Raw genomic sequence first — 24329 nt, 5'->3', positions numbered from 1 at the left:
TATCACTTGACGACAAAACCATGTGCGAACGGATCGCGGTCGTCGATGAAGATGGTGTTCAAGCCGGTCATCCGCGCCCAGCCGCCGATCGAGGGAATGATCGCCGGCTTTCCGGCGACGGTGACGTCCTTTTCGACCTTGCCCTTGAACAGCGAACCGATGATCGATTCATGGACGAAGCTGTCGCCGGCCTTGAGCTTGCCTTTGGCATGAAGCTGCGCCATGCGCGCCGAGGTACCGGTGCCGCACGGTGAGCGGTCGATCGCCTTGTCGCCGTAGAAGACGGCATTGCGCGCGTCCGCGCCATCCACCGTCGGCGCACCTGTCCACAGCATGTGCGACAGCCGGTTGATGCCCGGGTTCTCCGGATGCACGAAGGAATATTTTTCGTTGAGCCTTTGCCGCACCACCGGGCTCCAGGCGATGAAGTCGCCGGCCGAATAATCGGCCATGTCGCGATAGTTCTTCTGTGGCTCGACGATGGCGTAGAAATTGCCGCCATAGGCGACGTCGACGGTGATCTCGCCGAGTTGCGGACATTCGACGGTCAAGCCCTGGGCATGGAGGAAGGACGGCACATTGGTGATGCGCACCTCCTCGACATAGTCGCCAACCTGCTTGTATTCGGCGATGACCAGGCCGGCCGGCGTGTCGAGCCTGAGCACGCCCGGCGTCTTCGGCTTGATCAGCCCGTGCTCGATCGCCATCGTCACCGTGCCGATGGTGCCGTGGCCGCACATCGGCAGGCAGCCCGAGGTTTCGATGAACAGGATGGCGATGTCGCAATCCTCGCGCGTCGGCGGATAGAGGATCGAACCCGACATCACGTCATGGCCGCGCGGCTCGAACATCAGCCCCGTGCGGATCCAGTCATATTCGGCAAGGAAGTGCGCGCGCCGTTCCATCATCGTCGACCCCTGCAGCAGCGGGCCGCCGCCGGCGACCAGCCGCACCGGATTGCCGCAGGTGTGGCCGTCTATGCAGAAGAAGGATTTCTTGGCCATGACGCTCCTCGAAAAATCAAAACCGTTTTGGACTGAAGGGGGCCAGATCGATCGGCGGAACCTGCCCCAGGACAAGGTCGCGGATCAATCGCCCGGTGGCCGCCGCCTGGGTCAGGCCGAGATGGCCATGGCCGAAGGCATAGACCACCGACCGGCCTCCGGGCGCGCGGCCAATGACTGGCACTGAATCCGGCAACGAGGGTCGGAACCCCATCCATTCGCGCCCACCGGTCGGATCGAGCCCCGGCAGGAATTTCTGTGCCTTCTGCAGCAGCGCCTTCGATCGCGCATAATTGGGCGGCCGCTCGATGCCACCGAGTTCGACGGCGCCGCCGACGCGCAGGCCTGTTTCAAGTGGCGTGATGACGAAGCCATGACCGGAAAAGATCAGCTGCCGCTTCACGTCGAAGGCAGCCTTCGGCAGCGTCGTGTTGTAGCCGCGCTCGGTCTCCAGCGGAATGCGATCGCCGAGCTGCCTCGCCAGGAGATGCGACCACGCGCCGGCGGCAATGACGAGATGTCTGGCCTGCCTTGTCGTGCCATCGGCCAGCGTGAGTGTCGCGCCATCCTGGTCCGCCGCGACGCGCTCGATCCGAGCCATTTCAAAGCGCGCGCCCTTGGTCTGCGCATAGGCCCACACCGCCTTGCCGAGCAGTTTTGGATCTGCGACCGTCTTCCATCCCGGCACGAAGGTGCCCTTGACGAAAAGTGGCGAAAGCCCGGGCTGCAAATCCGCAAGGTCTTCGCCCTCGACATGGCGGAAACCGATGCCGAAACGCTCACGCGCCGCCCAGCCGGGCAGCGAGGCGCGGAACTCGGCCTCGCTCTCGTAGAGTTCGAGCGAGCCGTCCTCGCGCAGCATCCCTCGCGTGCCGGAACGATCGAGCAGCGCCATCCATTCGGCTTCGGCGAGCTTCATCATGCCGGCCTGCGCGGTGAGACTGGCCTCGTAGCGATCGCTCCACCCGGCGCGCCAGAAGCGGACCAGCCAGGGCAAAAGCTTGGGCAGATAGGCGGGTGGAATGCTGAGCGGGCCGAGCGGGTCGGCCAGCCATTTCGGCAACTGCCGGATCATGCCCTTGTGGGCCATCGGCAGCACTTCTGAAAAGGCAAAGGCGGCGGCGTTGCCGGAGCTCGTTTCCTCGCAGATGCCGGTGCGATCGAAGACCGTGACGTTGCGCCCCGCCTCGGCAAGACGGGCGGCGGCGCAGATGCCGATGATGCCGCCACCGATGATGGCGATGTCTTCGCCTTCTCCTCGTTCACGGGGAGAAGGTGTTCGAGGGGCGGGACGGAGGCCCGCTTCTGTCGACTTGGAATATCCCTGCACGTGGGCGCTGTCCCTCATCTGGCTGCCACCATCTTCTCCCGCGAACCGGGGAGAAGAAAGCCTCAGAACTGCGGCAGCTTCGGCCGTACCGCCAGTGCATCCTTGACGATCTTCTCGACTGCCTTGCGGCGCTCGCCCGACAGCGGCTGGCGCGGCATGCGCACGCGATCGTTGGTTTGAATGGCGAACACCTCGGCAAGCTTGATGTTCTGCACCAGATAAGTCGAAACGTCGAGATCGAGCAGCGGCCGGAACCAGCGGTAGATGGCGAGCGCCTCTTCGCGGCGGCCCTGTTTCATCAGCTGGTAGATGGCGACGGTCTCGCGCGGAAACGCCGTGACCAATCCGGCGACCCAGCCGATGGCGCCGACCGACAGCGCCTCGAAGGCGAGATTGTCGACGCCAGTGAACAGGTCGTAGCGGCTGCCCAGGCGATTGATGATCTCGGTCGAGCGGCGGATGTCGTCGGAGGATTCCTTGATGGCGACAAAGCGCTTGTCCGACGCCAGCTCCTCCATCTGGTCGACGGTGACGTCGACGCGGTAGGCAAGCCGGTTGGAGTAGATCATGACCGGCAGGTCGCCGGCCTCGGCCACGGCGCGCAGCGCCGCGACCGTCTCTTCCGCATTGGTGTGATAGATCGGGCTCGGCACCACCATCAGACCATCGGCGCCTTCCTTGGCGGCGCGGCGGGCAATGCTGGCGGCTTCGCGGGTGCCGGCCTCATTGACCGTCAGCAGCACCGGCTTCTTGCCGGCGACTTTCTGGGCGGTCTTCAGCACCTCGATCTTCTCATCCGGTGACAGCATCGGCCCTTCGCCGAGCGATCCGCAGACGATGATGCCGTCGCAGCCGGCCTCCATCTGCAGGCCAAAGCAGCGTTCCATCTCGGCATGGTCGAGGCGGTCGTCAACAGTGAATTTGGTCGTAACGGCGGGGAAAACTCCGGTCCACATGGTCATCGCTCCATCTGATATATCAGCGGTATATCTGTTAAGAAACCGCCTGTCAATGAGGATTCTCCTATGATATATCCTGAATATATCAGGAGATCGCCTTTGATATCCATGGAAGCAACTACCGCATTCGAGCCCGCGGCGGCCAAAGCCTACCGCGTGCTCGAGCACATGATCGTCACGCTCGAACTGGCGCCGGCGAGTTTCGTCACCGAGGGCGCCCTGATCGATAGGCTGGCGCTCGGCCGCACACCGGTGCGTGAAGCGATCCAGCGGCTGGCCTGGGAAGGGCTGCTCGACGTGCGGCCGCGCGCCGGCATTGCGATCGCTCCGCTGCATCCTGGCGACTGGCTGCGCGTGCTTGACGCGCGCCGCGGCGTCGAGGTGGTGCTGGCACGCTCGGCCGCCCGCTTCGTCACCCGCGAAGCCGCCGACATGTTTCACGAAGCAGCCCTTGCCATGCAAAAGGCGGTGATCGCAGGCAACGTGCTTGCTTTCATCCAGGCCGACAAGGCGCTCGACGAAGCGCTGGCGCTGGCCGCCGACAACCCGTTTGCTGCCCGCCTGGCAGCCCCCTTGCAGGCCCACAGCCGCCGCTTCTGGTTCCGCTACAAGGCCGACACCGGGCTTGCCGAATCGGCCGAGCACCACGTCGCGCTGATCCGCTCGATCCTCGACGGCGACGAGGAGGCCGCTGCCAAGGATGCCAAACGGCTGATGGCGCTGCTGCGCGGCCACGCCGAGGTGGCCGCGACCCGCTGATCGGGCGGTCAGATCCCTTGCGCCGTCGCGGTCACCGCGAGGGTATTCTCCCAGCCCTCACCGGTCGCGATGATGCAGCTTTGGCCCTGCACGTCGGTTACCAGCATGGTCCATGTCCCACTTGCCGAAACGTAGATCTCGACGATGGCGGCTTGTCCGACCACCCCGTAGCCGATCTGCCTTTGTTGGAAGGCCTGCGCCAGTCCCGCGACAAGATCGCCGTGGCCGCCGCAGACGAATTGCGCCTGTGCGGATAGCGTCGACAGCGCCAGCGCGGCGCCGATCGCCGCTATCCTGATCCATCGAAACGAAAATTTGTGTGCCATTTGGCACCTCCTTCGCCTTGACGTTCCGGCAAAGGGAGGCACATGGGCAGCCTCAATATGCCGGCGCGTTCCAGGCCGGGTCCGACGTCTTCATCACGTCACTCCTTCTGGTTTCCGGTCTGTCGTCTGGGAATTCTGTCACATTCCCTGGAGTCGATATGGTGAGGTCCCGATCCGAAAACAAGCGCCATTTCGGCCCTGCGGCGGGCAGCGGGGCGACGATCCCCTCAGCCTTCCACGGGTTCGCGAAGCGCCGCCCATTTCAGCAGGGCGTCGAGAGCCGGGCATAGCGCCTGGCCCCAATCGGTCAGACAGTATTCGACTTTCGGCGGCACTTGATGATGCACGATGCGGCGCACGATCCCGTCGCCCTCCATCTGCCTCAGCTGCTGGATCAGCATCTTCTGCGAGATCGCCGGGATCGCCCGTTCGAGGTCGGAGAAGCGCAACACCTTACCACCGAACAGGTGAAACAGGATCACCAGCTTCCAGCGGCCTTCGAGGATACGCAGCACATTCTCGACGCCGCTCGCCGCCGACAATGGCGTCAATGCTTCAGCCTTACTTTCAGGTAAGTACCTTACTTTTTCGTCGGTTCTTGTCATTTTTTCAGCATATCTCATTTTAGGAACCCGACAAGCCGTGGACTTTAAGTCGGCGGCAGGAACTGGAACCGGAGACGAGCCATGACCGTAAAACTTCCGCAGCCGCTGACCGACTATTTTGCCGCCAAGAACAGACACGACGTCGACGCCATGCTCATTCCCTTCGCGTCGGATGCCACGGTCAAGGACGAAGGCGAAACCCGTCGGGGTTCGGCCGCCATCCGCGGATGGATGGAAGCAACGACAAGCAAATATCGGGTTACGGTTGAGGTCGCCGACGCGACCGCCAATGGCGATGCATGGCGGGTCGCCGGCCTCGTCTCAGGCAATTTCCCGGGCAGCCCGGCGACGCTCCATTACAACTTCACGCTGGCCGACGACCGGATCACGCGGCTGGAGATCGGTGCATGACCATCCCTGGGAAATTCCCGGTCGACAATCAGGAATTTGGCGGCAAGCGCGTTCTGGTCACCGGCGGCACCAAGGGTGCCGGCGAAGCCATTGTGCGCCGGCTTACGGCGGCGGGCGCGATGGTTGTCACAACCGCCCGCTCGGCGACCGGACCATCATCGCCGAAGCTGTTCGTGCAAGCTGACATCAGCACCCTGGCCGGCGCAGAAAAAGTGGCGGCATCCACCATGGACAGTCTCGGTGGCGTCGATATCCTTGTTCACAACGTCGGCGGGTCGAAAAGCCCCGGTGGAGGATTTGCCGGACTGACCGATCAGGCCTGGCAAGACGAGCTGAGCCTCAACCTGCTCGCGGCGGTGCGGCTCGACCGCCTGCTTGTCCCGCATATGGTAGAACAGGGTGCCGGCGCGATCGTCCACATATCATCGATCCAGCGCCGGTTGCCCCTGCACGAGTCCACCATTGCCTATGCGGCGGCGAAGGCAGCCCTTGCAACCTACAGCAAGGCGTTGTCCAAGGAACTCGGCCCCAAAGGCATTCGAGTCAACACCGTGGCGCCCGGCTGGATCCACACCACCGCATCTGAGGCGATGGTGAAGAGGCTGGCCGCCCATTCCGGTTCGGATGAAGAAACCGCACACCAGAGCGTCATGGATGCGCTTGGCGGCATCCCGATCGGCCGGCCGGCTTGGCCGCACGAAGTTGCCGAGTTGGTGGCATTCCTTGTTTCGGACCGCGCTTCCGCCATCCATGGCGCCGAATGCGTCATCGACGGCGGTACCATTCCGACCGTGTGATCCAATGCAAAGAGGGCGCGGCCAAGCCGCGCCCTCTCCCGTGAAATAGCTGTCGGATTTTAGTTCATCGTCGGGATGACGAACTCCGCACCATCCTTGATGCCGGACGGCCAGCGCGAGGTGACCGTCTTGGTCTTGGTGTAGAAGCGGAACGCGTCCGGGCCGTGCTGGTTGAGGTCGCCGAAGGACGACGCCTTCCAGCCGCCGAAAGTGTAGTACGCGATCGGCACCGGGATCGGCACGTTGACGCCGACCATGCCGACCTGGACCCGCGAGGCGAAGTCGCGCGCCGCGTCACCGTCACGGGTGAAGATGGCGACGCCATTGCCCATCTCGTGATCGTTGGCGAGTTTGATCGCGCTCTCATAGGTCGGCGCCCGTACCACCGAGAGCACTGGACCAAAGATCTCTTCCTTGTAGATGCGCATGTCTGATGTGACGTTGTCGAACAGGCAGCCGCCCATGTAGTAGCCGTCCTCGTAACCCTGCATGGAGAAGCCACGGCCGTCGACGACCAGCTTGGCGCCTTCCTTGACACCGGTGTCGACGTAACCCTTGACCCGCTCCAGCGCCTGCGCCGTCACCAGCGGGCCGAAATCGGCGGAAGAGTCAGTCGAAGGTCCGACCTTCAGGCTTTCGACGCGCGGAACCAGCTTTTCCATGAGCCGGTTGGCGGTATCCTCGCCGACCGGGACGGCCACCGAGATCGCCATGCAGCGCTCGCCGGCCGAGCCGTAGCCGGCACCGATCAGCGCGTCGACGGTCTGGTCCATGTCGGCGTCGGGCATGATGATCATGTGGTTCTTGGCGCCGCCGAAGCACTGCACGCGCTTGCCGGCGGCGGTGCCGCGCGAATAGATGTAGTGGGCGATCGGCGTCGAGCCGACAAAGCCGATGGCCTTGATGTCGGGATCGTCGAGGATCGCGTCGACCACGCCCTTGTCGCCATTGACGACGTTGAGGATGCCAGCCGGCAGGCCGGCCTCGATGAACAGTTCGGCAATGCGCATCGGCACGCCCGGATCGCGCTCCGACGGCTTCAGGATAAAGGCGTTGCCGCAGGCGATGGCCGGCGCGATCTTCCAAAGCGGGATCATTGCCGGGAAGTTGAACGGCGTGATGCCGGCGACGACACCGAGCGGCTGGCGCATCGAATAGACGTCAATGCCGGGGCCGGCGCCGTCGGTGAATTCGCCTTTCATCATATGCGGCGCGCCGATGCAGACCTCGACCACTTCGAGGCCGCGCTGGATGTCGCCCTTGGCGTCGGCGATCGTCTTGCCGTGCTCGCGCGCCAGGATGTCGGCCAGTTGGTCATAGTCGCGGGCGACGAGTTCGAGAAACTTCATCAGCACGCGCACGCGGCGCTGCGGATTGGTTGCCGCCCACTTCGGTTGGGCCGCCTTGGCATTCTCGACGGCTGCACGCAGTTCCGCCTGCGAAGCCAGCGCCACCGTGCCGCGCACGGTGCCGTCCATCGGCTGCATGACATCCTGCTTGCGGCCGCTGGTCCCGGCGACATGCTTGCCGCCGATGAAATGACCGTAGTCGATCATGATTTCTCTCCCTGGGTTTGTGATGGCGCATTGTCCGCCTTTGGCCGGCGGATGGCAACGCGAGCCAGAACGCAACCGTTGTGCATGAAATAGATAGCGATTGACGGAAGAGCATCAATTGCCGCAAAATGATGAATTGCCATTGCTGCTGTACGGATTGAGAGATTGAGTTCCACGGCGCTCATCATTCGATCGGACCATCCCTATGAACTGGGATGACGTCCGCATTTTCCTGGCGGTGGCGCGGGCCGGGCAGATCCTTGGCGCGGCCAAGCGGCTGGAGCTCAACCATGCCACCGTCTCGCGCCGCATCGCCGCACTCGAGGATGCACTGCGGACAAAACTGTTTCGCCGACTGACCACCGGCAGCGAACTGACGCCGGGGGGCGAGCGCTTTCTCGATATTGCCGAGCGCATGGAAGGCGACATGATCGCCGCGCGCTCGATCGTTGCCGGCGAAGGCGACGATGTCTCCGGCACGGTGCGCATCGGCGCGCCGGACGGGTTTGGTGTCGCTTTCCTGGCCAAACGTCTCGGCGCGCTGACCACGCTGCACCGCGAATTGACTATCCAGCTCGTGCCGGTGCCGCGCTCCTTCTCGCTGTCGCGCCGCGAGGCGGACATCGCCATCACCGTCGAGCGGCCGACCGAAGGCCGGCTGGTGGCGGGCAAGCTGGTCGACTACTCGCTCGGCCTGTTTGCCTCGCGCGCCTATGCGCAAGCGCATGGCCTGCCCCAGAGCGCCGCCGAGCTCGGCCAGCATACTCTCATCGGCTATGTGCCGGACCTCATCGTCAGCCCCTCTCTTGATTACGCCGCCGAATTCAGCCCGGACTGGCGCACCAGCTTCGCCATCTCCTCGGCGCTCGGCCAGGCTGAAGCGGTGCGGTCGGGCGCCGGCATCGGCATCCTGCACACCTTCGTCGCCCGCTCGATACCGGAACTGGTTTCGGTCGACGTGGTGGCGCCCATCCGCCGTGCCTACTGGCTGGTCTACCACGAATCGGTCCGGCCGCTGCGCCGCGTTCAGATCGTCGCCAGCTTCATCACCAAGGCGGTGGAGCAGGAGAGAAGCCTGTTCGTTTAGAGATGCCGCCTTTTCCTCGCCACAAAATCGATGAGTGTGGCACCGGGCGTGCAATTCTGCCGATGTCACGGTGGAATTCCTGCTGCGGGTGGGGACATTCAGAAAGCTGGCGCGGATAAAAATGCGAGCCGTTCTTGCCATCCTGCCGCTGGTTTTTCTTTCCGCTTGCGCCAATCCATGGACCAAGGTGCCGGAAGCCGAACTGCCCAGGCCGATCCGCTACGCCATGGCCCGCCCTTCGCCTTTCGTCTTCGGCAATTATTGCGGCCCCGGCACCCGCACCGGCGATCTGTCGGCACGCCCGGTCTCCCGTCTCGACGCGGCCTGCCAGACGCATGACGCCTGCTACATCGCCCGCCACAATCATTGCGACTGCGATGGTGCCCTCGTCGCCTCGGCGAAAGCGATACGCGACGACAAGACAGCTCCGCGCAAGATGCGCGGCGAGGCGGAGCTGCTCATTGCCACTTTCGCCATCCCCGTCTGCAAGGTGTTCCCGCAGGGCTTCATGCCGCCGCGCGACCCGGCACAACTGAGCGCCCTGAAGGCCGGGGCGACCGAGTGAACGGCCGCGCATCCATCATCGTGGCCCTGTTCGGGCTGGCGGTCCTTGCCGGCTGTGCCGGCTCGTCGGGCCGCAATGCCTGCGACCTGCTGCAGGGCCAGGAGGCCTGCGCTCGACCCTCACTGTCGGCCACGACGCCTGGGCCGCGGGTCGCCGCCGCTCAATTTTTTGGCGACGCCGGCACAAGTGACTATGAAAAGCGGTTCCTGGCGCTGCTCGCCCACCACCAGCTCGGCGCCATGGACCGGGCCAACGGCACCGGCCCTTTTGGTCATGACCGCCATGAGATCCGCAACAGCGATTTCCAGGCGACCTACCGGACGCTGCAGCACCTGGCCGGGCCGGTTGCCGAAACGCATCTGCCGCCGGTCAGCGGCGGCAGCGGCGATGGCCATTTCAACGGACGCTGGCGGGTGTCAAGGCAGTCGCTCTACATCGATGCGGCAGCACGGCCTTCGGCGCCCAAGACATTCGACTTTTCCGGCCTGCAGGCGCGCAGCGTCGAGATCGTGCTGCGCCAGGCGGGCAAGCAACCGGCCGACATCGAGGGCTCATGCGACGGCGCGTTGGCGCTCCGCGACGGCGCCGGTTCGCGAACCATTGCTGCGGGCACGGCATTCCGCTTTCGCCTGTCTGGCGAGGACGACACCGTCAGCCTGTTCCCCAGCGACAGCCTGAACCGCTGCACTGCCAGGATCCGCTCCAGCCTTGTGCCGGCCGGCGCGCCGCTCACCATCCGGCGCGAAGAGACCGCCGATCCGGCGCTCGCCGCCTTCGACAGCCGTTACGAGCGTTGTCCTACCCCCGACCCCACGGGCCTCGACCCGCTGAGCCGCGCCTTCTACGCCAGCCGCTGGCTGTCGCAGACCTGTGCCCTGCCTATTGGAGAACCGCGCCTGCTGCGCAAGTCACGCGACGGCTTCAACGCCAAGGTCGAGGCGCTGATGGGAGCACCGCTGTCCGACAGCGCCATCGACAAGGGCGATCCGGAGCTGCCTCTCGACTTCTCAAAGGCGCCAAAGCTGAAACTGATCTATCTGTCCTCGCTCGAGTTCAAGGCGGATTTTTCCGGCCGCATCATCGAACGGTTGATCCGCCACCATGCCGCGCTCGGCACCAAGGTGCGCATCATGGTCACCGACGTGCTGGAGCGCGACAAGGACGATGCGCTTCTGCACCGGCTGGCGGCCGAATTCCCCAATGTCGAGCTGCAGGAATATCGCTGGCGGGCGGATCAGGGCGCGCCGATCGACGAGCAGATCTCACAATTGCACAAGACCCACCACGTCAAGATGCTGGCGACGCTGGCTGATGAGCCCGGGCGCTCGCGCGTCATCATCGGCGGCCGCAACATCCATGACGGCTTCCTGTTCCACCAGCCGATTGATCTTTCGCGCCATCCGGACCTGGAGCAATACGGCAAGACCGATGGGTTCTCGCTGAACTACTATTCGAACTGGAGCGACTTCGACATCGAGTTCTCCGACCGGACCACGGTCGAGACGCTCGCGGCGCATCTTTCGACAGTGTGGCTGCGCGACGCCGACACCAACATCGCGCGGCCCTTCTCCATTCCGGTCCGGTCGGACGGCCGCCGCCCGTCAGGCACGGCGCGGCACTTCATCTCCGTGCCCTATGCGGATGGCCATGCGCTGGAGGATTATTTCGTCGAGCTGGTCGACGCCGCCCAGCACCAGATCCAGATCGTCAATCCCTACCTCAACCTGACACCAAAGCTTAGCCGCGCTTTCGACCGGGCGCTGGCCCGCGGCGTCAGGATCGACATTGTCGGCCGCATCGATCTCAAGGGCGATATCGGCGGCAAGTTCCTCACCGCACTCAACAAGCTGTTCGTCGAGAAATATGGCGACCGCATCGACATTCGCGAGTTCAAGGCACCCGATGTCGTTCTGCATTCCAAGATCATGATGATCGACGAAAGGCTGGTGGCCATCTCCTCGGTCAATCTCAACAACCGCAGTTTTTTCCACGATTCAGAGAACGGGATGATGGTGTTGGACCCGGCCTTCTACACCAGGATGAAGGCGATCTATGACGACTATCTCGCCCACTCCAACCCGGTCGCCACCAATGTGACGATCCCGTGGGCCTATCGGCTGCTGTTCGACGAAGACTGGGTCAGGCAGGCGTTCTAAATCCCTATCGCAGGTAACGCTCCTGCGCGAGGTCGCGGACATCGATGTCCGGCACCCGGCTCGAGATGATGTCGGCCAGCACCTTGGCCGAGCCGCAGGCCATGGTCCAGCCTAGCGTGCCGTGGCCGGTGTTGAGATAGAGATTGGAAAGCTCGGTACGGCCGATCAGCGGCGGGCCATCCGGCGTCATCGGCCGCAGCCCGCACCAAAACGTCGCGTCCCGCATGGCGCCGGCGCCCGGAAAGAGATCGCCGACCGAGTGTTCCAGCGTGCGGCGCCGCGATTCGTGCAGCCTGAGGTCGAAGCCGGAAATCTCGGCCGTGCCGCCGACGCGGATGCGGTTCCCGAGCCGGGTGATCGCCACCTTGTAGGTCTCGTCCATCACCGTCGACACCGGTGCCGCGGCGGCATCCTGGATCGGCACGGTGATCGAATAGCCCTTGACCGGATAGACTGGGATCGGCCGCTTCACCCGGCGCATGAACGCCGCCGAATAGCTGCCCATCGCCATCACATAGGCGTCAGCGGTCATCCAGCCCTTGCTGGTGCTGAGATTGGCGATGCGGTTGCGGCTGCGCAGCACGCGCCATACCGTCAGATCATATTCGAATTTGACGCCACGCGCCACGCACAGCTCGGCCAGCCTGTCGGTGAACATCTTGCAGTCGCCGGTCTCGTCGCGCGGCAGCCTGAGGCCACCAACGAATTTTTCGCGCACGCCGGCCAAGCCCGGCTCCGCCGCGATACAGCCGTCCTGGTCGAGGATCTCGTAGGGAACGCCATACTTCTTCAGCACCTCGACATCGCCACCGGTGCCGTCGAGCTGCTTTTGCGTGCGGAACAGCTGCAGCGTGCCCTGGCTACGCTCGTCATAGGCAATGCCGGTCGCTTCGCGCAGCGCCTTCAGCGTGTCGCGGCTGTACTCGGCCAGCGGCACCATGCGCGCCTTGTTGATCGCATAGCGCTCGGCCGTACAGTTGCGCAGCATCTTGATCAGCCACGTCCACATATGCGGGTCGAAGGCCGGCCGCACCACCAGCGGGCCATGCTTCATCAGCAGCCATTTGATCGCCTTCAGCGGAATGCCGGGCCCTGCCCAGGGCGAGGCATAGCCGGGAGAGATCTCGCCGGCATTGGCGAAGCTGGTTTCCAGCGCCGGGCCTTTCTGGCGATCGACCACCGTCACCTCGTGGCCGGCCTCGGCGAGATAATACGCCGTGGTCACCCCGATGACGCCACCGCCCAGCACCATGATTTTCATTGTTCACTCCTTGCCGCACTGCGCGTCCTTCAGGACATCCGTAGACGCGGCCGCATTTCCGATTTGCGCATGATCCTTTCCGAAAATCGATTCCGATTTTCGGGGCCTTGCGCTGTGGCCCGTTCAAGCCGCCGAGGGACCGGGGTCGTCGTCTTCTGTCTGCCGCATTCCAGCCTTCTCGCCAAGAGGCCGCCTGTCGGCCGCGGCACTGTAGACCAGGGTGAGCCCATGCGGTCGCCTCACCTCGGCCTGGGATTTCTCCTCGACCGCGCGCCGCGCAGCCTCTGGCTGATAAAGCACGGCCTTGATCAGGATCGACTCTCGCCTGCCGTCGGCCTGTTCGATCACGGCCGCCTGGCCTTGCGCCATGCCAAGCATGCAAAGCCCGCGCCTCGTTGCGATCGACAGGCTGGAGCCGACCGGTCCGCGCACCTCGTTTTGTACCAGGGTTCGCGTCTCGGCAGGGCCCGCGCCGATGCAAAACACCACTCTGCTGTTCAGCGTGACGATATCGGGTTCGACCAAATCGATCGGGACGAGATCAGCGTTTGAAAGCTTGTGTTCAAGCATGTCCACCATCGGATCCGCGAATGCACGCCGACGCTCCAGCATGATTTCGAGGACGGCAAAGTCCTTCGTCGTCAAGCGACAATTCGCACCTTTCATCACCGCCTCCACGATCAGCGCCGCTGATGGCCGGAGGCGGGCGTGTCGACGGCTTCGACGGTCACCGACAGTTCCCTGCCGCCACGGCTGCTCCAGCACACCGCCTGCCCGACGGTTGCACCGATGAGCGCCGTGCCCATGGGCGTCAGCACCGAGATCTTGTTTTCAGCGATGTTGGCATCGCCGGGATAGACCAGCGTGATCCGCTGGGGGGTCCCGCTTTCGGCGCGGATTGTCACTGTCGAACCCATTCGCACCACGTCGGCCGGCATCGCCGCCGCTTCCGTGACGACAGCCCGGTCCATTTCCGAAAGCAACTCTTCGGCCGTCTCAGGCGTGCGGTCGAGCGACGCTCTCGCCAGGCCTGTCAGTCTGTCATGGTCAGCATCGCTGACCATGATCTGGTTCTGTGGACGCAGTCCTGTTGCATGTTGCATGGCAAACCTCATGAATTGGCGCATTGAATGGATGCGCGCTTGCCGCCGTACGGACGGCAGCTTGATGAAAAGCCGGCAGCCGCGAGGGCTGTCAGGCTTGATGGCGGTGTTGGATGTATGGATGCCCCGGTTCGGACGGACGCCAAGAAGGCGGCCGCGCCGGGGCTACGATCCCGCGATCGGGCAGACCCTGAACAAGGTTCTGATATGGGCGAGGTTGCTCATGCACGAAACCTTGCCGACAGGCGTCCGCTTGTCAAGCGCGGCCAAACCGCTCAACCGTCGACGTATCGCCGATGAAAGCGAGGCCCGAGGCTGGTCAGGATTTCGTAGCCGATGGTGCCGGCATGGCCGGCCGCGTCATCGACGCTTTGCGAGGGGCCGAGCAGCTCGACGAGATCGCCTTCGCGGAGCTTGCCGGGTGGCAAAGCGGAAATGTCGAGAATGATCGAATCCATCGACACCCGCCCAAGGAAGGGCAACCGCACGCCCTCGAACCAAGCCGCGGACGCCGCGCGGCGATGCCAGCCATCGGCATAGCCGAGCGAAATCGTCGCGGCGGTGAGAGGAGCCGTGGTGCGGAAAATGTGGCCGTAGCCGACACCAACGCCGGCCTCCAGCATGCGTGTCTGGACGACCTTGGCCTGCAGCCTCACCACCGGCAGCATCGGATTCGGCCTGGCCGGTGTCGGATTGATGCCGTAGAGCGCCGCACCGGGGCGGGCCAGATCATAGTGAAAGCGCTGGCCAAGAAAGATGCCGGACGAATTGGTGAACGAGGCCGGTGCCTCCGGCAACAGCTTGCGCAGCCGCTCGAAGGCAAATCGCTGCTGCTCATTGGCCGGATGATCCGGCTCATCGGCGCAGGCCAGATGGCTCATTACGAAACGGATGTCGATGCCGTCAAAGGCGCGCGGGTCGGCAGCGATGCGCTCGACATCCTGGGACGCCATGCCGAGCCGCGACATGCCGCTGTCGACCTGGATAGCCGCCGGCAGTTTTCGGCCGGCGCGGCGGGCCGCCGCACGCCAGGCCGCCAGTTGTTCCGGGCTGTTGACGACGGCGCAAAGGTTTGCCGCCACGGCGTCCGGCTCGGCACCGGGCGGAATGCCGTTCAGCACAAAAATGGAAGGGGCCGGCCCAAGCGAGCGGCGCAAGGCGATGCCTTCGCCGAGAAGCGCGACGAAGAAGTTCTCGCAGCCTTCGCGCAGCAACGCGGCGGCCACCTGGCTCGCGCCAAGCCCGTAGCCGTCGGCCTTGACCACGCCGGCACAGCGAACGCCCCCCAGTTGCGCTTTCAGCCGCCGGTAGTTTTCACGGATCGCGCCAAGGTCGATGGTGAGGATGGCGCCGGCCACCGCTTCGCTTGTGGCAGCGACGTCCTCGGGCAGCGACCTCTTGGGGGCGTCGTTCATGGCGACCCTTCTTGCGGCGGATAATGCATGTCGCCCAAAAAGTGGCCCGGTTTAGGGAGGACGACATGCATAAGACAAAGACATAAAGCGCGTCGCTTGAACCCACGCGACGCGCTTTAGACATCAATAGAACCGCCGGGCCGGCGCGGCAACTGCGGTCGCTTCGCGTCGAGGCTATTGCACCAGGTGCCGGAACGCCGCCACCACGTCTTCATAGACATGACGCTTGAACGGCACGACAAGGTCGGGCAAGTCCTGCATCGGCCGCCATGCCCATTTGTCGAATTCGGCGGTGTGGCCGCCTGGCGGCGGATTGATCTGGATCTCGCTGATATCGCCGTGGAAGCGGAAGGCGAACCATTTCTGCGTCTGGCCGCGATACCTGCCCTTGAAGGCGATGCCGACGAGGTGGTCCGGCAGATCATAGTTGATCCAGTCCGGCGCTTCGGCAAGCAGCGAGACGCCACGCATGCCGGTCTCTTCGAAGAGCTCGCGCTCGGCCGCCTGCAACGGCGCCTCGCCCTTGTCGATGCCGCCTTGCGGCATCTGCCAGAGCTGTGTCGTACCTGCGAATTCGCTGTCCGGTTCGGCGATGCGATGCCCGACCCAGACCAGGCCATCGGCATTGAGGATCAGCAGCCCGACACAGGGACGATAGGGCAGCGTTTCGCGGTCGACTCTTTTTGTCTTTGCCATCAGTCAATCTTCCAAGCCGTTTGCCGATGGCTAGCCTTTTTGCGGATCGATGGCCACCGCTGAAATCGGCACGATCTCGATGCCGCGCTTCTTGGCCTCCACCACCCAGGACGCCACCGTGTCGACCGTCACGTCGAAGGCCGAGCCGATGCCGACGGCAAAGCCTTTGGCGCGCGCGGTGGCTTCCAGCCCGTCGAGCTTTTTCAGGATGGCGCCGCGATCCTGTACGGCATCGATCGCCGTGTCGCCGGAGACGAAGGGCACCCCGTCCTTCAAAGCCAGGTCCGGCGCCAGGCTGCGCGCCGACGAGCCGTCATCGATATAGGCCAGCCCGCGTTTGCCGAGCTCGGCCATGAACGGCTCCATCGCCGCCGCGTCAGCGGAAAAACGCGCGCCCATGTAGTTCATGACTCCGGTGTAGTTCGTCGTCCGCGACAGCGCCCAGCGCAGGTTTTTCAAATTCTCGTCCGCGCTCGCCGCCACCGTCAGCGTGTTGCGGCCGGGGTTTATCTTCGGGTAGTCGAACGGTTCGAGCGGCACCTGCATGACGATCTCGTGGCCGCTCTGCCGCGCCGCCTGCATCCAGCGGCCGATGCTGTTGCCTTGCGGCGCGAAGGCCAGCGTCACTTCCGCCGGCAGTTTGGCGATCGCCGCCTGGGTGCCGGTCTGCGAAACCGAAAGCCCGCCGATGACGATCGCCACCCGCGCACCGCGCGCGCCCGACCAGGGCCGCGCATAGACGTCGAAAGGCCGCCGGCCATCGGCTGCACGGACGGGCAGAGGCCCGGTTTCGCTGGCTTCGATCAGCGCCTTGTCGGGAATATGGGCGATCTTCAAATTCTGGCCGAGGGTCGACGGGTCGCGGATGACGATCGCCTTGGGCGGGCCATCACCCTCTTCCGTCTGCACATGGATGATCTGCGGCCCGCCTGTCTTTGCCGGCGCCTCCGGCTTGGGTGCCGCCACCGGGGCCAATGCGACCGGCGCAGCGGCGGGCTCGGCCGCCGCCGTCACTTTCGGCGTCGACACGGCGACCTCTTGCGGCTTGCGGAACGGCTTTTCCCTCAGCGCGATCGCACCCGAGACGCCGACCACCGCCAGCACGACCACGGTTGCCGCGATCGCACCGGGGCGCACCTTGCCGGCGACGCGCGGCGGCCGGACGGTTTGTCCAAGCGGGCGTTCGATGTCCTTGCCTATGTCAGCCAAGCTGCATCCCCGGGCGCATGGCTCCGAAGACGAAACCCCTTCGAAAAGACATGCACGAATTCATCAATCCTGGCGCACCCCTGGCGCCACATTTCAGGGCTTCGCCTGCCCCGAATCAAACTGCCGGAACCTTTCGGTCCCGGCAGCATCGCATTGCTTCCATCAGGCGGCCAGCCTGTTGTCGGCCACAACCCTTACTGGTTGAGCACGGCCTTTTCCGGATTGGGCGGAAAAGCCGGATCGGTCTTCTGGCCGCGCAGCAGCTGTTCGGCATAGATGAGCTGCAGATCGTCCTTCGGATCCGGCGGCACATAGGCCGCCGAGCCCGAACCGGTCGAACTCTCGTCGGCACCCTTGATATGGCCCTTGAGGTCGGATTCGCCGCGCGTCAGATCTCTGCCCTGCAGTTCCGGTGGCAGCGGCTGGTCGACCTTGATGTCGGGCGTGATGCCCTTGCCCTGGATCGATTTGCCGGACGGCGTGTAATAGAGCGCCGTCGTCAGCCTGAGCGCACCATTCTCGCCGAGCGGAATGATGGTCTGCACCGAACCCTTGCCGAAGGACTGCGTGCCGACCACCGTGACGCGGCGCAGGTCCTGCAGCGCGCCGGCAACGATTTCGGAAGCACTGGCCGAGCCACCATTGACCAACACGATCATCGGCTTGCCGTTGATGTCGTCGACCTGCTTGGGCTTGGCATCGAAGCGGGTGACGTCCTTCGGATCGCGGCCGCGCGTCGAGACAATCTCGCCGCGGTTGAGGAAGGCATCGGACACGCTTACCGCCTGGTCGAGCAGGCCACCCGGATTGAGACGCAGATCGAGCACATAGCCCTTGAGCTTGTCGTTCGGCACCTGCTTCTTGATGGTGTCGATGGCGCTCTCGAGGTCGTCATAGGTCTTTTCCGTGAAGGAGGTGATCTTCATGTAGCCGATGTCGTTCTCGACCCGGAACTTGACCGCCTTGACCTTGATGATGTCGCGCACGACCGTCAGTTCGATCGGCTTGTCGGCGCCCTGGCGCAGGATGGTGAGCTTGATCGGCGTGTTGACCAGGCCGCGCATCTTCTCGACGGCGTCGTTGAGGGTCAGGCCGCGGACCTCCTCGCCATCGATCTTGGCGATATAGTCACCGGCAAGCACACCTGCCTTGGCGGCCGGCGTGTCGTCGATCGGCGTGATCACCTTGACCAGGTCGTTTTCCATGGTGACCTCGATGCCGAGGCCGCCGAACTCACCCTTGGTCTGCACGCGCATGTCCTGCGCCTGCTCGGCGTTCATGTAGGAGGAGTGCGGGTCAAGCGAGGCAAGCATGCCGTTGATGGCGTTCTCGACCAGCGACTTGTCGTCGGGCGGCGTCACGTACTGTGCCCGTACCCGCTCGAAGATATCGCCGAAGATGGCCAGTTGCTTGTAGGTCTCCGACCCTGCAGCGTTCGCCGCCGAGCCGGGTGTGCCATAAACAAGGCTCATGGCGGACGCGCCCATCAGCGCACCGGCAAACAGAAGCGACAGTTTCCGCATCATTTCACGTCCTTCCAGAAAAACGGTCCGCCCACCATGGGGCCGGATCGACGGGTTTTCCATCCTTGCGGAACTCGACATAGAGTTCCGGTGTGGCATTTCCATTCTTCGAAACCGAGGTGCTCGCCACCCGGGCCTCTCCCATCGCGCCGACCGGCTCTCCTGCGAGCACTGACTGGCCAGTCGCGACGCTGATTCTGCTCATCCCCGCCAAAACGACATGATAGCCGTCGCCTGCGTTCAGGATCAAGAGTTGACCATAGGAGCGAAACGGCCCCGCATAAAGCACATTCCCATCCGCCGGCGCGGTGACGATGGCTCCCGATTGTGTCGCAACCATGTCGCCAAGCATCACCGCGCCGTTACCGTCCTCGGCACCGAATCGCCGTTTGATGCGGCCGGTGACCGGCAGCACGATCTGTCCCTGCAGCGCCGAAAACGGTGCCGCTGCTGTGAGTTGATTGCCTTCCGGCACCGGTAGCGACGCCAGATCGGCCGGCGCCGCTGTCTTGTCGCCATCCGCCGTCTTCTGCTCGGCGGCCTTGGCCGCATCCGCCGCCTTGCGGCTCTTGTCGGCTTCGAGCGACGCGATCAGTTCCTTCAAGCTGCCGGCCTTGGCGGCCAGCGCCTCGGATCGCTGCTTTTCTGCGGCGATTTCCGTTTGCGTGTCGGTTTCAAGCTTCTGCTTGGCCTCCAGCAGCATGCCGAGTCGCTTCTTTTCCGCCGTCTGGTCGCCAACCGCCGCCGTCAGCCGCGCCCGCTCGGCCTCGATCGAGGCCGTCACCCGCGACTGTTCCTTGAGATCGGTCAGCAAAATATCCGTCTGCTGGCGCAGTTCCGGAACGACGGCGCCGAGCAGGATGGCGCTGCGCACCGACGACAGCGCGTCCTCCGGCTTGACCAGGATCGCCGGCGGCGGGTTGAGCCCCATGCGCTGCAGGGCACCCAGTACCTCCGCCAGCACGTCGCGTCGTGCCATCAGTGAAGTGCGGATCTTCTGTTCCTGATCCTTCAGCCCTTCCAGCCTGGCGCCGATATCCTCGATGTCCTGGCCGAGCTTCTGCTCGGTCATTGCCGACTGGATCAGCGCGGCAGTGATCGAGGCATGATCCTTCTTGATCGTCGCTATGTCTGCCGAAAGCTTGGCCAGGCGCTCGGACGAGAGGGTGATCTCCTTCGCGACCTGTTCGTATTCGGCGCGGCTCTGGTCCGGATCGGGGGCAAGGTCGAGCGTGTTCTCGGCTCGCGCCGCGTGCAGCGACAGCACGAGCACCGCCGCCGCGATGCAGCAGCGCGCGCGCCATGAGCTCGTCCTTGATTTCCAGTCTTCAGACATTGAAGCCCGACTCTATGCGTGGCTTCGTTAACGAACAATCAACCATGTTCGGAGGCCCCGTCAATTGGCGTAGTCTGGTGCGGCATTGGGGCGGAAATCCGTGTGTGTCGCGCCAATTCACCGGTTTACGAACGATGATAGGGATGGCCGGACAGGATGGTCGCGGCCCGGTATAACTGCTCCCCCAGCATCACGCGCACCAGTTGGTGCGGCCAGGTCAGCAATCCGAATGACATCACCAGTTCGGCTTGATCGCGCAGCGGCTGATCGTGCCCGTCGGCACCGCCAATGGCAATGACCAGCGCCTTGCGGCCGCCATCACGCAGCTGGCCGATGCGGCCTGCGAAGTCTTCGGACGAAAAATTCTTGCCGCGTTCGTCAAGCAGGAATAGCGAGGTGCCGGGCTGCAGCTGCCCCTGCAGCTTCTGGCCTTCCTCGCGCCGGCGCTCGTTGGCGGTCTGGGCGCGCCCCTCGGCAATTTCGGCCACGCCGGCAAATTCGAGCCCCACCGCCGGGCCGCTCTTGGCAAAGCGCTCGAAATAGCGGTCGGCGAGCTGCTTCTCGGGGCCGGCTTTCATCCGGCCCACGGCATGAACTGATATCTTCATCCTCGCCCCTATAAGCCGCTAATGCATGTCACCCAAAAGTGGGAACCGGTTTCGGGACGATGACATGCATCAAAACAAAGACGGCTTAGTGGAGGGTCTCTTCCTCGAGATCCGGCGCCTGCCACATCTTTTCGAGATTGTAGAAGTCGCGGACTTCGGGACGGAAGACATGGACGATGATGTCGCCCGAATCGATCAGGACCCAGTCGGCGCCTGCCAGCCCCTCGACGCGCGCCGTGCCGAGACCGGCATCCTTGAGCGCCTTGAGCAGGTGATCGGCGACAGCCGAGACATGACGGTGCGATCGACCCGACGCGACGACCATATAGTCGCCGAGGCTCGATTTCCCCTGAATGTCGATTGAGACGATGTTTTCGGCCTTGGAGTCTTCCAGACTGGCAAGGACTGTCTTGATGGCACGGGACACGGCGTCGTTTACGCTGATCCCGGCCGGCGAAGGCATGATATCGGCCTTCTTCCGCAGTGCTGTTCTCAGTGTATTTCCTTTCGCAGCAAGAACAACCAAATCACCCACAAAAACAGGTGACGCCTCTTAGATAGGCAGAGTTCCGTTGCAGTTTCAAGACGGCGCCCTGTCGCGCACGAACGTATTGTCGGTCCCGCGGTTCCGCCGCATGCGCGAAAAGATCGGAACCATGGCCGTCCGCATGGGTTATCGGCTCACCGACCAACCGGATTTTCCCCATGCCGATCGACCCTCAAAACGCCCTTCTGACCGTCCAGGCCGGCCTCGCGCAGCTCAGCACGCTGATCGTTTCCTACGCCTTCTCGGCCATCGGTGCCGTCATCCTTTTGATTGTCGGCTATATCGTCGCCGGACTTGCCGAGCGTTCCATCTTCGCTGGACTCGGCCACATCCATGGTTTCGACGCGACGTTGCGGCATTTCTTCTCCAAGATCGTCCGCTATGCCATCCTGATCCTCGTCACGATCATGGTGCTAGGACAGTTCGGCGTGCAGACAGCGTCGATCATCGCCGCGATCGGCGCCATCGGTCTCGCCATCGGCCTGGCGCTGCAAGGCACGCTGCAGAACATTGCCGCAGGCATCATGCTTCTGGCGCTGCGGCCGTTCCGCATCGGCGAATCCGTCGAGGTCGGTTCGATTGCCGGCTCGATCGAGGAGATCGGCCTCTTCGCCACCAGGCTCAGGGCCGCCGACGGCGTCTACATCCTGGCGCCCAATTCGACGTTGTGGAACCAGCCGGTGCGCAATTTTTCGCGCAACGGCGTGCGCCGCGGCGACATCACGCTCTCGATCGGCTCCTGGAACGACATCGACCGCGCCCAGAAGGCGCTGCTTGCCATTGCGGTCGCCGAGCGCCGGGTCAAGCGCGACCCGGGGCCGATCGCGTTCGTGGCGACCCTTGGCGAAAGTACCGTCTCGATTTCACTGCGCTACTGGACATCGTCGGCGGATTTCTTCGCCACTCAGGCCGACCTCACCAAGCGCGCCAAGCAGGAATTCGACGCAGAAGGCATATCGATCCCGCTGCCGCCACCCGAAGCGCCGGCGCCGGAAGCCCGCCGGCAATAAGCGTGGGTACCGGTTTTCGAAGAAGATCATGCTCAAACCATCCCGGTCCCACCGGGATGGGCTCAATTGCCCCGATGCCGGGCCTACTCGTCCGGCGCGAAGGCCAGTTCGACCGGCAAGGGCGCCTGCGCCGTCATCGGCGCGAAACTGCCGGTTTCGGCGGCTGGAACAGCCTGCGTCGTCACCACGCGCAAAAGCACGAACAGACAGAAGGCGCAGGCGATGACGATCGCCACATAGATGAAGGCCTGCGTCCCGAAGACGGCCGACAGCGCGGTGACGATGCCGGGCACGATGAAGCCCGAAAGCGACCAGGCGAACAACAGCGAACTGGACAGCGCCACCATGTCGTCCTTGCCGGCGCGGTCGGCGGCATGCGCGCTGGCCAGCGAATAGATCGATTCCGAGGCGCCGTCCCAGACGATGTAGATCACCACCAGCGCCGCCAGCGCACCGCCGTCGAAACCGAGCGCAAACATCCCTGCCGCCGCGGCGAGCGCTGATGCGGCGATCAGCACGTAGCGGCGGTCGGTGCGGTCGGAAATCCAGCCGAGCGGGATCTGCAGGATCAGCGTGCCGACCGGCATCGCCGAAAGCAGCAGGGCGACGTCTGCCTGGCTGTAGCCCTTGGCCGTGGCGTGGATCGGCGCGAAGCCGGCGATCGACATCGACAGGCCACCGACTGCAAGCATGCCGGCAACGCCGACCGGTGAAATCCGCCAGGCCCGGCCGAGCGCCACCGAGGCCGCTTGCGGTGCCGGCGGCTGGGCAAGCCTGGTCAACCCCACGGGCAGGATCGACAGCGCCGTGAAGGCGATGCCGATCAGCGGCGCGTCCGCGGTTCTGATGTCGACAAGAGCCAGAGTCGCATAGCCGACACCAAGCCCGGCGACATAGGCAACGTAGAAGAACGCCATCACCCTGCCGCGGATGGCATTGGCAACCGCATCGTTCAGCCAGCTCTGCGCGACGATGAACAGGCCGCATATGGCAAAGCCGTAGAGCGCGCGGGCCGCGATCCAAATCAGCGGATGCGGGCCGGCACCGACGGCGGCATTGGCCAGTGCGATCAGCGCCGACAGCACCATGAAGGCGCGGGCATGGCCAACCCTTCGCACCAGCGGTCCAGTCAGGATACACCCGGCGAGGCCGCCGGCCGAAAGTCCGGTGATGATCAGCCCGGCCCAGGTCGGATCGAAGCCCTCGGCGCCGAGCCGGACCGGGATATAGGCAAACATCAGCCCGTTGCCGACGGCGATCAACGCCATCGACGCGATGACGCTGGCAATCGCGATCAGCGGCGTGGACTCATCGTCCTGCCCGGCTTCGGTACGGTTTTTCCTGGGAATCGACATGCCTGCTCAGAATTGCCGATGAAACGGGCAAAGGGAGCGATAAAAGCGACATCACCAGGCGAGCCGGCTCAACCCTTCGCCAGTTTGCGGATCGCACTCGACGACAGCGACGAGCGCGGACCGTGGATGAAGGTCCAGGCCGGCGCCTTCATCCGGGCGAGCCTTGGCGCATCGCCTTCGTCGACGCGGGCATAGTCGAAGGTCTTGGCGACGACCGACGACAGGAACGACAGCGTCGCGCCTGGACGGTCGATGACGGCGATCGGGAAGGTCATGACGATCTCGCGCCAGCGCTGCCAGCGATGGAAGTCGCGCAAGCTGTCGGCGCCCATGATCCAGACGAAGTCGACGCCCGGATTGCGCGCCTTGACCAGCGCCAGCGTGTCGGCGGTGTAGCGGACGTGACGCGCCGCCTCGAAGGCGGTGACCTTGATCTTGGGGTTCTTGGCGATCTGCTCCGACAGTTGCAGTCGCTCGGCCAGCGGCGCCAGTTCGCGCGTGCTCTTCAGCGGATTGCCAGGCGTCACCATCCACCACAGCTGGTCGAGCGCCAGGCGTCTGAGCGCAATCTCGGCGACCAGGGCGTGGCCGGCATGCGGCGGATTGAACGAGCCGCCGAACAGGCCGACGGCCAGCCCTTTTTCGGCATGCGGCATTTTGAGATAGTGCGAGGAAATGAGGTCCTTGCCCTCCCCCTTGTCGGGAGGGTCG

At 64.2% G+C, this 24329-nt stretch carries 26 protein-coding genes; 7 read left to right on the top strand and 19 right to left on the bottom strand.

Going from position 1 to position 24329, the window contains the following annotated elements; all coding sequences use genetic code 11:
* Positions 1-2: 2 nt before the first annotated feature.
* From AC1D10_RS04525 to AC1D10_RS04515, 3 genes are read right to left on the bottom strand one after another with little or no spacing between them, the layout of a single operon-like run.
* Positions 3-1004 (bottom strand): 4-hydroxyproline epimerase, encoded by a 1002-nt coding sequence (locus AC1D10_RS04525; RefSeq protein WP_477269092.1) that lies wholly within the window; start codon positions 1002-1004, stop codon positions 3-5.
* A 16-nt stretch (positions 1005-1020) separates the two neighbouring features.
* Positions 1021-2352 (bottom strand): NAD(P)/FAD-dependent oxidoreductase, encoded by a 1332-nt coding sequence (locus AC1D10_RS04520; protein WP_477269091.1) that lies wholly within the window; start codon positions 2350-2352, stop codon positions 1021-1023.
* A 44-nt stretch (positions 2353-2396) separates the two neighbouring features.
* Positions 2397-3290, bottom strand: a complete 894-nt coding sequence (locus tag AC1D10_RS04515; protein ID WP_477269090.1) for a dihydrodipicolinate synthase family protein — start codon at positions 3288-3290, stop codon at positions 2397-2399.
* Positions 3291-3401: 111 nt separating this feature from the next.
* Here AC1D10_RS04515 and AC1D10_RS04510 point away from each other — a divergent pair, with 111 nt between their 5' ends.
* Positions 3402-4052, top strand: a complete 651-nt coding sequence (locus tag AC1D10_RS04510) for a GntR family transcriptional regulator (protein ID WP_477269089.1) — start codon at positions 3402-3404, stop codon at positions 4050-4052.
* A gap of 8 nt (positions 4053-4060) precedes the next feature.
* Here AC1D10_RS04510 and AC1D10_RS04505 read toward each other — a convergent pair whose 3' ends face one another.
* Positions 4061-4378: a hypothetical protein gene (locus AC1D10_RS04505; protein ID WP_477269088.1), complete on the bottom strand. Its 318-nt coding sequence runs from the start codon at positions 4376-4378 to the stop codon at positions 4061-4063.
* 227 nt (positions 4379-4605) lie between these two features.
* A complete protein-coding gene (locus AC1D10_RS04500) occupies positions 4606-4929 on the bottom strand; it encodes a winged helix-turn-helix transcriptional regulator (protein WP_208647184.1) in 324 nt (107 codons plus the stop codon).
* A gap of 135 nt (positions 4930-5064) precedes the next feature.
* Between AC1D10_RS04500 and AC1D10_RS04495 the strand changes: the two genes are divergently transcribed.
* Together AC1D10_RS04495 and AC1D10_RS04490 are read left to right on the top strand one after the other, a co-directional pair.
* The gene (locus AC1D10_RS04495; RefSeq protein WP_477269087.1) at positions 5065-5394 is read left to right on the top strand and encodes a nuclear transport factor 2 family protein; all 330 of its coding nucleotides are present in this window, start codon (positions 5065-5067) and stop codon (positions 5392-5394) included.
* Positions 5391-6191, top strand: coding sequence for an SDR family oxidoreductase (locus AC1D10_RS04490; protein WP_477269086.1), 801 nt, complete (start codon positions 5391-5393; stop codon positions 6189-6191). Before AC1D10_RS04495 ends, AC1D10_RS04490 begins: the two co-directional genes overlap by 4 nt.
* A gap of 59 nt (positions 6192-6250) precedes the next feature.
* Here the strand turns inward: AC1D10_RS04490 and AC1D10_RS04485 are convergent, their stop codons facing one another.
* Together AC1D10_RS04485 and AC1D10_RS04480 are read right to left on the bottom strand one after the other, a co-directional pair.
* The gene (locus AC1D10_RS04485; protein WP_477269085.1) at positions 6251-7747 is read right to left on the bottom strand and encodes a CoA-acylating methylmalonate-semialdehyde dehydrogenase; all 1497 of its coding nucleotides are present in this window, start codon (positions 7745-7747) and stop codon (positions 6251-6253) included.
* Positions 7744-7923 (bottom strand): hypothetical protein, encoded by a 180-nt coding sequence (locus AC1D10_RS04480; protein WP_477269084.1) that lies wholly within the window; start codon positions 7921-7923, stop codon positions 7744-7746. Before AC1D10_RS04480 ends, AC1D10_RS04485 begins: the two co-directional genes overlap by 4 nt.
* Before the next feature lie 29 nt (positions 7924-7952).
* Here AC1D10_RS04480 and AC1D10_RS04475 point away from each other — a divergent pair, with 29 nt between their 5' ends.
* The 3 genes from AC1D10_RS04475 (at position 7953) to AC1D10_RS04465 (ending at position 11555) form a co-directional block, all read left to right on the top strand.
* A complete protein-coding gene (locus AC1D10_RS04475; protein WP_477269083.1) occupies positions 7953-8834 on the top strand; it encodes a LysR family transcriptional regulator in 882 nt (293 codons plus the stop codon).
* Between the two features lie 121 nt (positions 8835-8955).
* Entirely contained in the window at positions 8956-9399 is a 444-nt protein-coding gene (locus AC1D10_RS04470) for a hypothetical protein (RefSeq protein WP_477269082.1), read from the top strand.
* Positions 9396-11555 carry a phospholipase D-like domain-containing protein gene (locus tag AC1D10_RS04465; protein ID WP_477269081.1) on the top strand — a complete coding sequence of 720 codons (2160 nt, stop codon included), beginning with the start codon at positions 9396-9398 and terminating at the stop codon, positions 11553-11555. The genes AC1D10_RS04470 and AC1D10_RS04465 overlap by 4 nt, the downstream gene beginning before the upstream one ends.
* Positions 11556-11559: 4 nt before the next feature.
* On the opposite strand, the gene AC1D10_RS04460 is transcribed toward AC1D10_RS04465, so the two are convergent.
* The 10 genes from AC1D10_RS04460 to rsfS form a co-directional block, all read right to left on the bottom strand.
* Positions 11560-12816, bottom strand: coding sequence for a D-amino acid dehydrogenase (locus AC1D10_RS04460; RefSeq protein WP_477269080.1), 1257 nt, complete (start codon positions 12814-12816; stop codon positions 11560-11562).
* A gap of 123 nt (positions 12817-12939) precedes the next feature.
* Positions 12940-13494 (bottom strand): GreA/GreB family elongation factor, encoded by a 555-nt coding sequence (locus AC1D10_RS04455; protein WP_477269079.1) that lies wholly within the window; start codon positions 13492-13494, stop codon positions 12940-12942.
* 2 nt (positions 13495-13496) lie between these two features.
* On the bottom strand, positions 13497-13919 hold the full coding sequence (gene rnk / locus AC1D10_RS04450; RefSeq protein ID WP_477269078.1) for a nucleoside diphosphate kinase regulator: 423 nt from the start codon (positions 13917-13919) through the stop codon (positions 13497-13499).
* A gap of 275 nt (positions 13920-14194) precedes the next feature.
* Positions 14195-15334, bottom strand: coding sequence for an alanine racemase (gene alr, locus AC1D10_RS04445; RefSeq protein WP_477269077.1), 1140 nt, complete (start codon positions 15332-15334; stop codon positions 14195-14197).
* 174 nt (positions 15335-15508) lie between these two features.
* The gene (locus AC1D10_RS04440) at positions 15509-16030 is read right to left on the bottom strand and encodes an RNA pyrophosphohydrolase (RefSeq protein ID WP_477269076.1); all 522 of its coding nucleotides are present in this window, start codon (positions 16028-16030) and stop codon (positions 15509-15511) included.
* A 30-nt stretch (positions 16031-16060) separates the two neighbouring features.
* Positions 16061-17239 carry a divergent polysaccharide deacetylase family protein gene (locus tag AC1D10_RS04435; RefSeq protein WP_477269075.1) on the bottom strand — a complete coding sequence of 393 codons (1179 nt, stop codon included), beginning with the start codon at positions 17237-17239 and terminating at the stop codon, positions 16061-16063.
* A 194-nt stretch (positions 17240-17433) separates the two neighbouring features.
* Positions 17434-18765: a S41 family peptidase gene (locus AC1D10_RS04430; protein WP_379099884.1), complete on the bottom strand. Its 1332-nt coding sequence runs from the start codon at positions 18763-18765 to the stop codon at positions 17434-17436.
* Position 18766: 1 nt separating this feature from the next.
* Positions 18767-20098, bottom strand: a complete 1332-nt coding sequence (locus AC1D10_RS04425) for a murein hydrolase activator EnvC family protein (RefSeq protein WP_477269074.1) — start codon at positions 20096-20098, stop codon at positions 18767-18769.
* A gap of 125 nt (positions 20099-20223) precedes the next feature.
* The gene (rlmH, locus tag AC1D10_RS04420; protein WP_477269073.1) at positions 20224-20706 is read right to left on the bottom strand and encodes a 23S rRNA (pseudouridine(1915)-N(3))-methyltransferase RlmH; all 483 of its coding nucleotides are present in this window, start codon (positions 20704-20706) and stop codon (positions 20224-20226) included.
* A gap of 85 nt (positions 20707-20791) precedes the next feature.
* Positions 20792-21169 carry a ribosome silencing factor gene (gene rsfS / locus AC1D10_RS04415; RefSeq protein WP_023678068.1) on the bottom strand — a complete coding sequence of 126 codons (378 nt, stop codon included), beginning with the start codon at positions 21167-21169 and terminating at the stop codon, positions 20792-20794.
* A 242-nt stretch (positions 21170-21411) separates the two neighbouring features.
* On the opposite strand from rsfS, the gene AC1D10_RS04410 reads away from it, so the two are divergent.
* Positions 21412-22263, top strand: coding sequence for a mechanosensitive ion channel family protein (locus AC1D10_RS04410; protein ID WP_477269072.1), 852 nt, complete (start codon positions 21412-21414; stop codon positions 22261-22263).
* 83 nt (positions 22264-22346) lie between these two features.
* Here the strand turns inward: AC1D10_RS04410 and AC1D10_RS04405 are convergent, their stop codons facing one another.
* Entirely contained in the window at positions 22347-23618 is a 1272-nt protein-coding gene (locus AC1D10_RS04405; protein ID WP_477269071.1) for an MFS transporter, read from the bottom strand.
* Between the two features lie 68 nt (positions 23619-23686).
* The gene (locus AC1D10_RS04400; RefSeq protein ID WP_477269844.1) at positions 23687-24274 is read right to left on the bottom strand and encodes a nicotinate-nucleotide adenylyltransferase; all 588 of its coding nucleotides are present in this window, start codon (positions 24272-24274) and stop codon (positions 23687-23689) included.
* Positions 24275-24329: the final 55 nt, after the last annotated feature.

It is taken from the genome of Mesorhizobium sp. P2_A8, assembly GCF_056404935.1.
This window is presented reverse-complemented; position numbering and strand designations above follow the sequence as displayed.

Excerpts from the sequence above, each read along its gene's own strand:
- AC1D10_RS04525 (WP_477269092.1), bottom strand. The coding sequence starts at position 1,004 with ATGGCCAAGAAATCCTTCTTCTGCATAGACGGCCACACCTGCGGCAAT.
- AC1D10_RS04520 (WP_477269091.1), bottom strand. The coding sequence starts at position 2,352 with ATGAGGGACAGCGCCCACGTGCAGGGATATTCCAAGTCGACAGAAGCG.
- AC1D10_RS04515 (WP_477269090.1), bottom strand. The coding sequence starts at position 3,290 with ATGTGGACCGGAGTTTTCCCCGCCGTTACGACCAAATTCACTGTTGAC.
- AC1D10_RS04510 (WP_477269089.1), top strand. The coding sequence starts at position 3,402 with ATGGAAGCAACTACCGCATTCGAGCCCGCGGCGGCCAAAGCCTACCGC.
- AC1D10_RS04505 (WP_477269088.1), bottom strand. The coding sequence starts at position 4,378 with ATGGCACACAAATTTTCGTTTCGATGGATCAGGATAGCGGCGATCGGC.
- AC1D10_RS04495 (WP_477269087.1), top strand. The coding sequence starts at position 5,065 with ATGACCGTAAAACTTCCGCAGCCGCTGACCGACTATTTTGCCGCCAAG.
- AC1D10_RS04490 (WP_477269086.1), top strand. The coding sequence starts at position 5,391 with ATGACCATCCCTGGGAAATTCCCGGTCGACAATCAGGAATTTGGCGGC.
- AC1D10_RS04485 (WP_477269085.1), bottom strand. The coding sequence starts at position 7,747 with ATGATCGACTACGGTCATTTCATCGGCGGCAAGCATGTCGCCGGGACC.
- AC1D10_RS04475 (WP_477269083.1), top strand. The coding sequence starts at position 7,953 with ATGAACTGGGATGACGTCCGCATTTTCCTGGCGGTGGCGCGGGCCGGG.
- AC1D10_RS04470 (WP_477269082.1), top strand. The coding sequence starts at position 8,956 with ATGCGAGCCGTTCTTGCCATCCTGCCGCTGGTTTTTCTTTCCGCTTGC.
- AC1D10_RS04460 (WP_477269080.1), bottom strand. The coding sequence starts at position 12,816 with ATGAAAATCATGGTGCTGGGCGGTGGCGTCATCGGGGTGACCACGGCG.
- rnk (WP_477269078.1), bottom strand. The coding sequence starts at position 13,919 with ATGCAACATGCAACAGGACTGCGTCCACAGAACCAGATCATGGTCAGC.
- alr (WP_477269077.1), bottom strand. The coding sequence starts at position 15,334 with ATGAACGACGCCCCCAAGAGGTCGCTGCCCGAGGACGTCGCTGCCACA.
- AC1D10_RS04440 (WP_477269076.1), bottom strand. The coding sequence starts at position 16,030 with ATGGCAAAGACAAAAAGAGTCGACCGCGAAACGCTGCCCTATCGTCCC.
- AC1D10_RS04430 (WP_379099884.1), bottom strand. The coding sequence starts at position 18,765 with ATGATGCGGAAACTGTCGCTTCTGTTTGCCGGTGCGCTGATGGGCGCG.
- AC1D10_RS04425 (WP_477269074.1), bottom strand. The coding sequence starts at position 20,098 with ATGTCTGAAGACTGGAAATCAAGGACGAGCTCATGGCGCGCGCGCTGC.
- rlmH (WP_477269073.1), bottom strand. The coding sequence starts at position 20,706 with ATGAAGATATCAGTTCATGCCGTGGGCCGGATGAAAGCCGGCCCCGAG.
- rsfS (WP_023678068.1), bottom strand. The coding sequence starts at position 21,169 with ATGCCTTCGCCGGCCGGGATCAGCGTAAACGACGCCGTGTCCCGTGCC.
- AC1D10_RS04410 (WP_477269072.1), top strand. The coding sequence starts at position 21,412 with ATGCCGATCGACCCTCAAAACGCCCTTCTGACCGTCCAGGCCGGCCTC.
- AC1D10_RS04405 (WP_477269071.1), bottom strand. The coding sequence starts at position 23,618 with ATGTCGATTCCCAGGAAAAACCGTACCGAAGCCGGGCAGGACGATGAG.
- AC1D10_RS04400 (WP_477269844.1), bottom strand. The coding sequence starts at position 24,274 with ATGCCGCATGCCGAAAAAGGGCTGGCCGTCGGCCTGTTCGGCGGCTCG.